Annotated in this window: 11 protein-coding genes; 10 read left to right on the forward strand and 1 reads right to left on the reverse strand. The window is 62.4% G+C overall.

Annotation, left to right across the window (positions count from 1 at the left end; all coding sequences use genetic code 11):
* Nucleotides 1-2 precede the first annotated feature (2 nt).
* The 4 genes from cyoB to N511_RS0122815 are packed head-to-tail and all read left to right on the forward strand — an operon-like array spanning nt 3 to nt 3,528.
* Nucleotides 3-2,006 (forward strand): cytochrome o ubiquinol oxidase subunit I, encoded by a 2,004-nt coding sequence (gene cyoB, locus N511_RS0122800; RefSeq protein WP_027681368.1) that lies wholly within the window; start codon nt 3-5, stop codon nt 2,004-2,006.
* Nucleotides 1,999-2,664: a cytochrome o ubiquinol oxidase subunit III gene (gene cyoC / locus N511_RS0122805; protein WP_027681369.1), complete on the forward strand. Its 666-nt coding sequence runs from the start codon at nt 1,999-2,001 to the stop codon at nt 2,662-2,664. Before cyoB ends, cyoC begins: the two co-directional genes overlap by 8 nt.
* Nucleotides 2,661-3,086: a cytochrome o ubiquinol oxidase subunit IV gene (cyoD, locus tag N511_RS0122810; protein ID WP_027681370.1), complete on the forward strand. Its 426-nt coding sequence runs from the start codon at nt 2,661-2,663 to the stop codon at nt 3,084-3,086. The genes cyoC and cyoD overlap by 4 nt, the downstream gene beginning before the upstream one ends.
* Before the next feature lie 16 nt (nt 3,087-3,102).
* Nucleotides 3,103-3,528, forward strand: coding sequence for a GNAT family N-acetyltransferase (locus N511_RS0122815; protein ID WP_027681371.1), 426 nt, complete (start codon nt 3,103-3,105; stop codon nt 3,526-3,528).
* Between the two features lie 9 nt (nt 3,529-3,537).
* Here the strand turns inward: N511_RS0122815 and N511_RS0122820 are convergent, their stop codons facing one another.
* Nucleotides 3,538-4,434, reverse strand: coding sequence for a LysR family transcriptional regulator (locus tag N511_RS0122820; RefSeq protein WP_027681372.1), 897 nt, complete (start codon nt 4,432-4,434; stop codon nt 3,538-3,540).
* Between the two features lie 117 nt (nt 4,435-4,551).
* Here N511_RS0122820 and N511_RS0122825 point away from each other — a divergent pair, with 117 nt between their 5' ends.
* The 6 genes from N511_RS0122825 to N511_RS24500 all read left to right on the forward strand — a co-directional run bounded on the left by N511_RS0122825 (nt 4,552) and on the right by N511_RS24500 (nt 12,262).
* Nucleotides 4,552-6,315 (forward strand): acyl-CoA dehydrogenase family protein, encoded by a 1,764-nt coding sequence (locus N511_RS0122825; RefSeq protein ID WP_027681373.1) that lies wholly within the window; start codon nt 4,552-4,554, stop codon nt 6,313-6,315.
* Complete coding sequence (locus N511_RS0122830; protein WP_027681374.1) at nt 6,312-7,499, forward strand: CaiB/BaiF CoA transferase family protein; 1,188 nt, start codon at nt 6,312-6,314, stop codon at nt 7,497-7,499. The genes N511_RS0122825 and N511_RS0122830 overlap by 4 nt, the downstream gene beginning before the upstream one ends.
* 79 nt (nt 7,500-7,578) lie before the next feature.
* Nucleotides 7,579-8,985 carry an MFS transporter gene (locus N511_RS0122835; protein ID WP_027681375.1) on the forward strand — a complete coding sequence of 469 codons (1,407 nt, stop codon included), beginning with the start codon at nt 7,579-7,581 and terminating at the stop codon, nt 8,983-8,985.
* A 101-nt stretch (nt 8,986-9,086) separates the two neighbouring features.
* Nucleotides 9,087-9,281: a hypothetical protein gene (locus tag N511_RS0122840; RefSeq protein ID WP_027681376.1), complete on the forward strand. Its 195-nt coding sequence runs from the start codon at nt 9,087-9,089 to the stop codon at nt 9,279-9,281.
* A 160-nt stretch (nt 9,282-9,441) separates the two neighbouring features.
* Nucleotides 9,442-9,972: a sigma-70 family RNA polymerase sigma factor gene (locus tag N511_RS0122845; protein WP_027681377.1), complete on the forward strand. Its 531-nt coding sequence runs from the start codon at nt 9,442-9,444 to the stop codon at nt 9,970-9,972.
* 154 nt (nt 9,973-10,126) lie between these two features.
* Complete coding sequence (locus N511_RS24500) at nt 10,127-12,262, forward strand: TonB-dependent siderophore receptor (RefSeq protein ID WP_231479665.1); 2,136 nt, start codon at nt 10,127-10,129, stop codon at nt 12,260-12,262.
* Nucleotides 12,263-12,346 lie beyond the last annotated feature (84 nt).

Here is a 12,346-nt window from a genome sequence, read left to right on the forward strand (position 1 = left end):
CCATGCCCGAGCGTTCTGAACTCGCCAACATCATTTTTGGCCGCCTGACGTGGGAGGCCATTCCGTATCACGAGCCGATCCTGCTCGCCACGTTTGCGGTTGTCGCGCTGGGTGGTCTGGTGCTGGTCGGCGCGCTGACGTACTTCCGCGTCTGGGGTTACCTCTGGCGTGAATGGTTCACCAGCATCGACCACAAGAAGATCGGCATCATGTACGTCGTGCTCGGCATCGTGATGCTGCTGCGCGGTTTTGCCGACGCCGTGATGATGCGGATACAGCAGGCGGTGGCCTTTGGCGACAACTTGGGTTACTTGCCGCCGCACCACTACGACCAGATCTTCACCGCGCACGGCGTGATCATGATCTTCTTCGTCGCCATGCCGCTGGTGACGGGGCTCATGAACTTTGTGATGCCGCTGCAGATTGGCGCCCGCGACGTGGCATTCCCCTTCCTCAACAACTTCAGCTTCTGGATGACCACGGGCGGCGCCATCCTGGTGATGATGTCGCTGTTTGTGGGCGAATTCGCGCGCACCGGCTGGCTGGCCTATCCGCCGCTGTCGGGCATCCTGGCCAGCCCCGATGTGGGCGTGGATTACTACATATGGGCGTTACAGATCGCGGGCGTCGGGACTGTGCTATCGGGCATCAACCTGCTGGTCACCATCGTCAAGATGCGTGCGCCCGGCATGACGTTGATGCGCATGCCGATCTTCACCTGGACGGCGCTGTGCACCAACACGCTGATCGTTGCCGCCTTTCCGGTGTTGACGGCCGCCGTGACGCTGCTCGCCCTGGACCGTTACCTTGGCACCCATTTCTTTACGGTCGAGCAGGGCGGCAGCGCGATGATGTATGTGAACCTGATCTGGATCTGGGGCCACCCCGAGGTCTATATCCTGGTGTTGCCCGCGTTCGGTATCTTCTCGGAAGTGGTGGCCACGTTCTCCCGCAAGCGCCTGTTCGGCTACGCGTCGATGGTGTACGCCACGGTCGTGATCACCGTGCTGTCTTACCTGGTCTGGCTCCATCACTTCTTCACCATGGGCTCCGGCGCCAGCGTCAACTCGTTCTTCGGGATCACGACGATGATCATTTCGATCCCGACAGGCGCCAAGATCTTCAACTGGCTGTTCACGATGTACCACGGGAAGATCCGCTTCGAGCCGCCCATGCTGTGGACGATCGGGTTCATGGTGACGTTCGTTATTGGCGGTATGACGGGCGTGCTGCTCGCGGTGCCACCCGCGGACTTCTCGCTGCACAACAGCCTTTTCTTGATCGCGCACTTCCACAACGTGATCATCGGCGGCGTGCTGTTTGGCCTCATGGCCGGCATTACGTACTGGTTTCCCAAAGCCTTTGGGTACCGCCTTGTTTCATCGTGGGGCAAGGCGTCGTTCTGGTTCTGGTTTGTCGGCTTCTACATCGCGTTCATGCCGTTGTACTGGCTGGGCATGCTGGGTGTCACACGCCGGATGAACCATTTCGACGATCCCTCCTTGCAGATCTGGTTCCAGATTGCCGCATTGGGTGCCTTGCTGATCGCCATCGGCATTGCCTGCTTCCTGGTCCAACTGGTGGTCAGCTTCCTGCGTCGAGAAGAACTGCGCGACACGACCGGCGACCCGTGGAATGGCCGCACGTTGGAATGGTCGACCTCGTCGCCGCCGCCGCAGTACAACTTCGCCATGACGCCGCTCGTACATGACGCCGACGCCTGGTGGCAGATGAAGCAGTACGGCTACCGGCGCCCGCAGGAAGGTTTCAAGCCGATTCATATGCCCAAGGGCACCGCTGCCGGCATCGTCCTGGCGGGGCTCTCGACGCTGTGCGGCTTTGCGCTGATCTGGCATATCTGGTGGCTGGCCATCGCGTCGTTCGCGGCCACGATCATCGCGGCGATCATTCACACCTTCAACTACAAGCGCGACTACTACATTCCGGCGGAAGAGGTGATCCGGACCGAAACATTGCGCACCCAACTGATGGCAGGCCATGGCTGAAACGACCGCATCCCTGCATGTGACCGGCCCCAGCGGCACCACCACGGTGGACGACATACCGCCGGGCGGCTACCAGTTCCACGTCACCGAAGAGCCGCACGTGCCAAACGGCACGCTGCTCGGGTTCTGGCTGTACCTGATGAGCGACTGCCTGGTCTTCGCGTGCCTGTTTGCCGCCTATGGCGTGCTGGGCCGCGAATACGCAGGCGGCCCTACCGGGGCGGAAATCTTCGAGCTGCCGCTGGTGGCATTGAATACGTCCTTCCTGCTGCTGTCGTCCATCACCTACGGCTTCGCGATGCTGCAGCTGCAGCAGAACAAGGTCTCGGCCATGCAGATCTGGCTGGCCATCACGTGGGTCTTCGGTGCCGCGTTCCTTGCGGTGGAACTCTATGAGTTCGCGCATCTGATCCACGAAGGTGCCGGGCCGACGCGCAGTGCATTCCTGACTTCGTTCTTCTCACTGGTCGGCACGCACGGGCTGCACGTGACGTTTGGCCTGATCTGGCTGATCGTGCTGATGGTGCAAGTGTCGAAGCATGGTCTGATTACGGCCAACAAGCGTCGCCTGATGTGCCTGTCGATGTTCTGGCACTTTCTGGACGTTGTCTGGATCGGCGTCTTTACCTTCGTCTACCTGATGGGAACGCTGCCATGAGCGCGCAAGATCAAACGATGAACGGCCACGGTCATGGCCACGAAGGTCACCATCACGAAGAAGAGATCGGGCCGCATGCCACGCTGGGCGGTTATCTCACGGGCTTCGTGCTGTCCGTCTTCCTGACGGCGATTCCGTTCTGGCTGGTGATGGCGAACGTCTTTGACAGATCATCGATCACCGCGGTGACGATCCTGCTCATCGGCGCGGTACAGATCGTGGTGCACATGATTTTTTTCCTGCACATGAACGCCAAGTCCGAAGGCGGCTGGAACATGCTGTCGCTGATGTTCACGTTGGTGCTGGTCGTCATCACGCTCAGCGGTTCGCTTTGGGTGATGTACCACCTGAATACCAACATGATGCCGCACATGCGGCCGGCGCAGACGACCCCTGCCGTGTTGCCGGCCCGCACGCAATAGAGGCAATACGGTCTGCATGCGGGCTCCAGAAATCATCGTGACCGACGACGCCGATGACGAATCGATTCAGATCATCGGCAACGGGCTGAACCACTTCAACGATACGCACGTCGGCTATGGTGACCGCCGACCGCTAGCAGTGCTCGTCCGCGACCCCGACAGTGGTGATGTCGTTGGCGGTGCGAGCGGCCGTACATCGCTCGGGCTGCTGTTTCTTGATCTCTTCCATCTGCCCGAAACGTTGCGCGGTATGGGCATTGGCACCGAGGTGTTGCGCAGGTTTGAAGACGAAGGGCGCCGACGCGGTTGTCGCTCGGCCGTGGTCTATACGATCAGCTTTCAAGCCCCGCAGTTTTACCAACGCAACGGCTGGGTACGGTTCGGAGAGGTGCCGTGCGACCCGCCCGGAACGAGCCGGGTCTTCCTCAGCAAGACTTTGTGAGTGAAGCCTTCAAGGTTTCACGTTTTCCTGCGCCGCGGCTTCGAGGTATTCCAGAAAGCGGCTGGCGACTGGCTCTGCATCGCCCGAGCGTCGTAATGACAGCACGGGCGATTCTTTTTTGTCGCCGGCCAGCGGCACAAAGCTGACGCGTGCGTCGCCGGCGTGTTGCAGTGTTTTGGGCACGAGCGCCACGCCCATGCCGAACCCCACCATCGTCACCACCGTTTGCCACAGCCGCGCCTCGTGACGGATCACTGGGCTGAAGCCGGCGTCCACGCACAGCGCGATGATGAGGTCGTGATAGTGCGGCGACACCGTGCGCGGGAAGAGGATGAACGGCTCGTGTGCGAGCGCATCGAGTTTCAGACTCTTGCGACGGGCCAACGGGTGCGCCGTAGGCAGGCAGGCGACAAAAGGCTCCGAGAAGATCGGCGTGGAAACGACTTCCGGCGCGAACGTGCCCCAGTAGGCGCAGCCCAAGTCAATCTGCTGCCGCTGGATGGCCTGGACCTGCTCGCCGGTGTTCATTTCACGCAGGATGATTTCCACGGCAGGGTGATCGGCCTCGAAGCGCTCCACCGCGCGTGGCAGGCCGCGATACAGCATCGAGTTGACGAAGCCGACGCGCAGCCGGCCAGCCAACCCGTGGGCCGAGCGCTGCGTAATGCGCTCGACCTCCGCCGCTTGCTGCAACAGCTTGCGTGCCTCGTCCAATAACACCTGGCCGGCGTTGGTGAGCGCCACGCTTTTGTTGGTGCGCGCGAGCAGTTGCACGCCGAGTTGATCCTCGAACTTGCGGATATCAAAACTGAGCGCCGGCTGCGAGATGAACAGCCGTTGCGCCGCACGTCCGAAGTGCAGCTCTTCCGCCACGGCAACGAAATAGCGCAGCTGTTTCAAGTCCATGGCAATCTCGGTAAACGATAAAGACAAATTATCGTACAGGACAAAACGTGTATTGGACGATTATCGATCCCGTTTCTATGCTGGCCGGACAAAACAGGAGACAGCGAGGCCATACGCATGAACGACATCGCCCGCGAGCCGCTTACGACCCAGCCGAGCGGCCATCAGAACATCCCCGACAGCCGGGGCATCAATTTCTTCCATGTCGATCCTGACCTCGGGCGCCTGTTGCGGCTGCACCTGGGCGAGGCTCGATACCGCGAGCTGGAGCCTCAGCTCCAGTCGCTCGGGCAACGCGCCTCCGACGAACTTGACGCCTGGGCCATCAGCGCGGACCACAACCCGCCGCAGCTACGCCACCGCACTCGCCGTGGCGAAGCCCTGCAGACCATCGACAAGCACCCCGATTACGTTGCGCTGGAGCGCGTGGCCTACGCTGAGCTGGGCCTCGCGTCGATGAGCCATGTGGGCAACGCACCGCCTCCGCTCGTCAAATATGCGCTGACCTATCTGTTCGTGCAGGCCGAGTTCGGTTTGTGCTGCCCGGTCAGCATGACGGATTCGCTCACGCGCACGCTGCGCAAGTTCGGCGACCCGGCACTCGTAGCGCGCTATCTGCCGATGCTGGCGTCGCGCGACTTTGACGTGCTGTACCAGGGTGCGATGTTCATGACCGAGCAGGCTGCCGGTTCGGACGTCGCCCGCATTGCCACGCGCGCCGCGCTGGAAACCGCGCCCGACGGTACGCAAACATGGCGCTTGTACGGCGACAAGTGGTTCTGCTCGAACGCCGATGCCGATCTCGCCATGGTGCTCGCCCGCCCGGACGGTGCGCCGTCCGGCATCAACGGCCTCGCGCTGTTCCTGTTGCCCAAGACGCTGCGCGATGGGGCGCGCAATCACTACCGTATCGTCCGCCTGAAAGACAAGCTGGGCACCCGTTCGATGGCCAGCGGCGAGATCGTGCTTGAGGGCGCCGCCGCTTACCTGATTGGGGAGATCGGCCGCGGCTTCCATCAGATGGCCGACATGATCAACATGTCGCGGCTGTCGAACGGCGTGCGCGCTGCAGGCCTGATGCGTCGCGCCGTCACCGAAGCGTTGCACATCGCGCGCAACCGGGAAGCCTTTGGCCGCAAGCTGATCGACATGCCGTTGATGCAGCGCCAGCTTCTGAAGATGCTGCTGCCGGCGGAGCAGGCGCGGTCGATGTTCATGCAGATCGCGCAACTGCTGCCGTTGGCCGATGCGGGCGACGCGCAAGCCGGCAAATGCGTGCGCATCCTGACGCCGCTCATCAAGTTCCGCGCTTGCCGCGATGCGCGCCGCGTGACGGGAGACGCGATGGAGGTGCGGGGCGGCACCGGCTACATCGAAGAGTGGAGCGATGCGCGCCTTGTGCGCGACGCCCATCTGGGCTCCATCTGGGAGGGCACGAGCAACATCGTCGCGCTCGACATCGCGCGCGCCGTGAAGCGCGAAGGCGCGTTGGAGCCGCTGCGCGCGTATCTCATCGGCCTGCTCGACGGCGTCAGCCTGCCATCGCCAAGCGATGTGTTGTTGCGCGGCACGCTTGATCGCGTATGCCGGGCAATCGCCAAAGTGGCGGAAGACGGCAGCGACGAACTGGTGCGTCAGGCCGGCTCGGCGCTGTATCACATCACCACGGCCATCTCCATGGCAGTGGAGGGCATGCGCTTGGCGCCGGATCATCGGCGTTTGGCATTCGCGCATCTGGTGCTGCGTCACAAGCTACTGCCGATGGATCCGCTGGACCTGCCCACAAACGATGACGCATCGCTGTTTGATGCGCTCGTCAAGCAGCGTGAGGTGCCGCTTGCGCTGGCCATGCAAGCCTTGCCAACTGGAGCCGCGCAATGAGTGGACCCAACGGGGCATTGCACGGCCTGAAGGTCATCGACCTGAGCCGGGTGCTCGGCGGCCCGTATTGCACGCAGGCGCTTGCCGATCACGGTGCGCAGGTCATCAAGCTCGAACCGCCAGTTGGGGACGAGACGCGCACCTGGGGCCCGCCCTTCGACGAAAGCGATACCGCCTGGTACTTCAACGGCGTCAATCGCAACAAGCTCGGTATCTCCGTCGATTTGACGTGTGATGAGGGCCGCGCCGTGCTCTGGCAATTGCTGGAAGACGCCGATGTGCTGGTCGAGAATTTCAAGCCCGGCACGCTCGCCCGCTGGGGCATGGATTTCGAGCGCCACCTGCAACCGCGCTTCCCGCGCTTGATCCACTGCGCCGTCTCGGGTTTCGGCCCGGATGGCCCGCTCGGTGGACTGCCCGGCTACGATGCCGCCATCCAGGCGATGGCCGGCCTGATGAGCGTCAACGGCGAGCGCGACGGTGGCCCAATGCGCGTCGGTCTGCCGATCGTCGACATGGTGACCGGGCTCAACGCGCTGGCCGGCATCTTGCTCGCGTTGGCGGAGCGTGAAAAGAGCGGGCATGGGCAATCCATCGACATTGCGTTGTATGACTGCGGCGTATCGCTGCTGCATCCGCATCTGCCCAATTACTTCGGCTCCGGCAAGGTGCCGCAGCGCAGTGGCAATGCGCATCCAAACATCGCCCCATACGACAGCTACCAGACTGGCACCGCGCCGATCTTTCTGGCGGTGGGGAACGACCGCCAGTTCGCCAAGCTTTGCACGCATATCGGCGCAGCGGAATTGACCCAAGACACGCGCTTTGCCGACAACCGCAGCCGCTGCGCACATCGCGCGGAGCTGAAGCACGCGCTGGAAGCGCAACTGGCACGCTTCGATTGCGAGACGCTTGCCCAAGACCTGATCCATGGCGGCGTACCGTGCGGGCCGGTGTTGACCGTCGATGTCGTGGCGCGCCATCCGCATACGTTGCACCGGCAGATGGTGGTCGAGCTTGGGACCTACCGTGGGACCGGATCACCCATCAAGCTGTCGCGTACGCCGGCAACGTATCGCAACGCACCGCCTGCGCTCGGCGCCGATACCGATGCCGTGCTGGCGTCGATCGGCATTGACGCAGACACCCGGCAACGCTTGTTTGAAGCCGGCGTTCTGAAATGACGTAAGCCAGGTTCACCACCACAAGGCAGACAGCCCAGCAGAGGCTGCGCCAAACCGGCAGTACACCAAGGAGACCAACATGCCTCATCAGCCTGCGCCCCGCGCCATCGCAGCTTCAAACCTGCAGCCGCGGCGCGCCGCGGTTGCCGCGTTCATCGGCACCACCATCGAGTGGTACGACTTCTACATCTACGGTCTTGCTGCCGCGCTTGTCTTCGGCAAGGTGTTCTTCTCCAAGACGCTGGACCCGGGCATCGCCACGCTGCTCTCGTTCGTCACGCTGTGGGCCGGCTTTGCGGCGCGTCCGATCGGCGGGATCATCTTCGGGCATTTGGGCGACAAGATCGGTCGTAAAACCACGCTCATCATCACGCTCATCCTGATGGGCGTAGCGACCATGGGCATTGGTCTGCTGCCGGGCTATGCGCAGATTGGCATGTGGGCGCCAGTGGGGTTGGTCGTGCTGCGCGTGGTCCAGGGTGTGGCCGTGGGCGGCGAGTGGGGCGGCGCGGTGCTGATTGCCAGCGAGAGCGCCCCCAAGCGCAAGAGCATCCTGTACTCGGCGTTTGCGCAGCAGGGCTCGCCTACAGGCAACCTGCTGGCGACGCTGGTGTTCTTTGCGCTGAGCGCGTTGCCGACACCGCAGTTCATGCTGTGGGGCTGGCGCGTGCCGTTCCTGCTGTCGGCGCTGCTGGTCGTGGTCGGCATGGTCATCCGCCTGAAGCTGGAAGAGTCCGACGATATGAAACGCGTGCTGGCGCAGAAAAAGACGGTCAAACTGCCGCTCAAAGACGTGGTGCGTGACCACTGGGGCCTCGTGCTGCTGGGTGCCGGTACGCTGCCGCTCATTCACGTGACGTACCTGAAGAGCAACTTCGCGCTCGCCTGGGCCACGAAGGAACTCGGCTACGCGCAGGACACCTTCCTGGGCATCATCGCGATCGCGCTGGTAGTGCAGTTCATCACACAGCCACTCGGCGCCTGGCTGGTCTCGCGCATGGACATGCGCCGCGCCATCTGCCTGATGGTGCTGCCCGAGTTCCTGCTCATGCCGGTGATGTTCTTTGCCATCGAGACCAAGGTGTATTGGATTGCACTGTTGGGCATGTGCCTGGCAACGGTTCCGCACTCCATGTTCTATGGCGCCATCGGCGGCATTCTGGCGCGCGTGTTCCCGACACGCATTCGCTATACCGGGTTGTCGTTGGCGTATCAGCTGTGTTCGCTCGTGGTGGGCGGGGGCACGCCGGTGTTCGCCCAGTGGATGCTCAACGGTACCGGCAACATCGTTGGCGTGGCGGTGTCGTCGGCGCTGTATGCGCTGGTATCGCTGGCGTGCACGCTGATACTGCTCAATCGCACGGGCTATCGCGCAGACGAGCTGTCCACCGCCGAACGCGCCGATGCCATGGACCTGGGGCAGGGTGATGCCGATGCCTCCCGGGCGCACACCGGTCCAATGGGTAAGCCGGCGGCGGCCGTCTGAGTTGATGGGGCCACCGTCTCCTACGCGAAACGCGTGGTGGCACACCTGGCGCACGTTCCCTACGATGACAAGGCAAGTCACGCACAACGGGGAGGCGCGCCATGTCCATCTTTGACGAGAACGAGCACCGCGAGGCCTTCTGGGAAACCGTGCGCCAAGCCATTGAGGCGCGCGAGCAAGCCGACGAGGCGCGTCGCGCAGGGCGGTTGACCGGCCTGGCGATCGGCTTGTCAGTGGCCGCGCTTGCGGTTGCACTGATGGCTTGGCGGCGCCGGTCTCCAGACGATGTAGCTTGAAGCCTTCGCGCTGGTCCCGGCGCAATCCTTAGCACTTCCTTTTCAATCCACGTTTGCAAACGTGGTTTTTTGTTGCCTAAAATGAGAATGATTCTCATTTGTATGGGCGCGATGTGTGCGTTTCTGTGCGCGGGCGCCCGGTGGATTCCCGGGAGCCTGCATGCCAGCCGTTCAGTCCGAGCCGCGGCACGAGATCGACACAGCGATTGATGCGCTTTATGTGCAGTACAGCGACTGGCTGCTCGCCTGGCTGGGCAAAAAGCTGGCATGTGCGGAGGAAGCGGCGGACGTGTTGCACGACACGTTCATGCGCGTGATGGCCGCGCCGGACAGGTTGGGGGAGTTGCGCGAGCCGCGCGCATATCTGACCACGACCGCCAAGCATTTGATGATCGATCGGGCGCGTCGTCGACGTGTTGAATGCGCATGCCTGGATGAACTGACGTTGCGGTCCGCGCAGTATGGGCATGCGCCATCGCCCGAGCAGCGCCTGGCGCAGATGCAGTCGTTGCAGCACACGAGCGCGATGCTGGAAACCCTTTCGCCCAGCGCGCGCGAAGCGGTGCGGCTGCGCTACATCGAAGGGCAATCCCACGCGTGCATTGCCGAGCAGCTTGGCAAGTCGACGCGCATGGTGCGCAAGTATCTCGTGCAGGCCGTGGAGCGTTGCGCGACATGCGCGATGCGTTGATCGAAAAAAAGATTCCGCGGCGGTTCCGCTTTTGCGGTGTGGGTCGTCGATGGGTGTGGAAACCACACGCATCTTCCAACACACCATGCCAATGCAAACGAACACAACAACGGTTTTTCCATCCGATACGTTCTGCCGTACAACGCTGCGCCCGATGGCGCTTGCCGCGCGGCTGACCTGCGCAGTGCTGCTGGGGGCGGCGCTGCCAACGCAAGCGATCGCGCAAAGTACCACTGGCGAGGTCAGCGCCACGCTGCCCGCAACCACGGCGGTCGGCCGAGGCGAGACGGCGCAAAGTCCGGGCAAAGGCTTCGTTGCCAGGCAGAGCGCGGCCGGTACCAAGACCGATACGCCCATCATCGAAACGCCGCAGTCGATTTCGGTAGTGACGCAGCAGCAGCTGGACGACCAGAAGCCGCGCGGCATTTCGGAGGCGCTCAACTACACCTCGGGCGCATTTACCGCACTGGTCGGCGCGTCCAACCGCTACGACTACGTTGCGCTGCGTGGCTTCAATGACAGCAGCGTCGACAACACGTTGCTCGACGGACTGCGCTTGATGAGCGACCAGGGCAGCTACAGCTCGTTCCAGGTCGATCCGTATTTCCTGCAGCGCATCGATGTGCTCAAAGGGCCGGGTTCGATCCTGTACGGGCGTGCGTCGCCGGGTGGCGTGGTGGCGCTGACGAGCAAGAAGCCGCTCTTCCAGCCGTATCACGAGGTGGAAGTCACGGTGGGCAATCGCAACCGTCTTGAGGGCGCGTTCGATATCTCCGGGCCGATCGACCAGAACGGTGTGATGGCCTTCCGGGTGACCGGTCTGGCGCGCGGCATGGACACGCAATTCGAGCACGTGCGCGAGCAGCGGTTTGCGATTGCGCCGTCGCTCGCCATCAACTTCACGCCCGATACGCATCTGCTGTTGCAGACCTATTTGCAGCACGATCCGGAAGGCGGCTATCACAGCGGCGTGCCGGCGGAAGGCAGCATCTTCCCGCGCAATGGCCGCTACATTTCCCGCTACTTTTTCGATGGCGACCCCACGGTTGAAAAATACCGCCGCACCGAGCGCATGGTCGGCTATCAGTTCGAGCATGCGTTCAACGATCGGCTGACCGTACGCCAGAACTTCCGCTACGTGTTCGGCGATACGCGTTTGCGCCAGATTTACGGCTTCGGCTGGGCCAGCGCCGATGAACTGACGCGGTACTACTCCGGCGCCAAGGAGGCCACGCACGCTTACACGGTCGATAACCAGCTGGAAGGCAAGTTCACCACGGGCGCGGTCAAACATACGATGCTGTTTGGCCTCGATTATCAGAAGCGCCATGTCGATGGCTTCTGGGAGTCCGGCAGCGCTGACCCGATCAACGCGTTCAATCCTGTATATGGCAGCCCGGGGCTCACGGGCGTCACGGCGTCACCGGTCGATCGGTGGCTCGAGCAGACCGGCCTGTATCTGCAGGATCAGATTGCTATCGACCGGTGGCGCTTGACGCTGGGCGTGCGCGAAGACCATGCGAAGGCGTCCAATCTGTACGGTACCGGCACGCCGTCGGAGTGGAGCGGCTCCAAGTTCACCAAACGTGCGGGCGTGGTCTATCTGTTCGACAACGGTATCGCGCCGTATTTCAGCTACTCGGATGGTTTCAACCCGAGCCTGCGCGCGGACCAGCGGGGCAATCTCCTGCAACCGGCCACAGCTAAGCAGTTCGAGGCCGGTGTGCGTTATCAGCCGAAGGGCTCCAGCACGATGCTGTCGGCGGCGGTGTTCAACCTCGATCAGGAAAACGTGGCGACCAAGCCGGTGGGGCAGATCTACTACGTGCCGAGCGGCAAGATCCGCACGCGCGGCGTAGAGCTGGAAGCGCGCACGCAGGTGACGGACACCGTGTCGGTGCTTGCCAACTACACCTTCACCAACATGAAGTTCATCGAGTCGGCAGAAGGCTTCGTCGGCAACACGCCGTATCAGGTGCCGCGCCATATGGCGTCGGCGTGGGTGGACTGGACCTTCATGCCGGGCTACACCGCCGGCATGGGCTTGCGCTACGTCGGCACAAGCTGGGGCGACAACGCCAACAGCTTCAAGGTGCCGCCGTATACGCTGGTGGATCTGATGTTGCGCATTGACCTTGCACGTTGGGATCCGTCGCTCAAGGGCGCCAAGCTGCAATTGTCTGCCAAGAATCTCTTTAATAAGAATTACGTGGCATCCTGCTTGAGCAACGCCTATTGTTATTGGGGTGATGCGCGCAATGTGATGGCCACCATTTCTTATCAATGGTAATTACATTTTCTTCACACAAGCATTCCATTTTCTGTGTAGTATTGTGACTTAGATTGTTGCTCGGCGATGGGCTTGTATGGCATC

Source organism: Ralstonia sp. UNC404CL21Col (assembly GCF_000620465.1).
Classification (GTDB): Bacteria; Pseudomonadota; Gammaproteobacteria; order Burkholderiales; family Burkholderiaceae; genus Ralstonia; species Ralstonia flatus.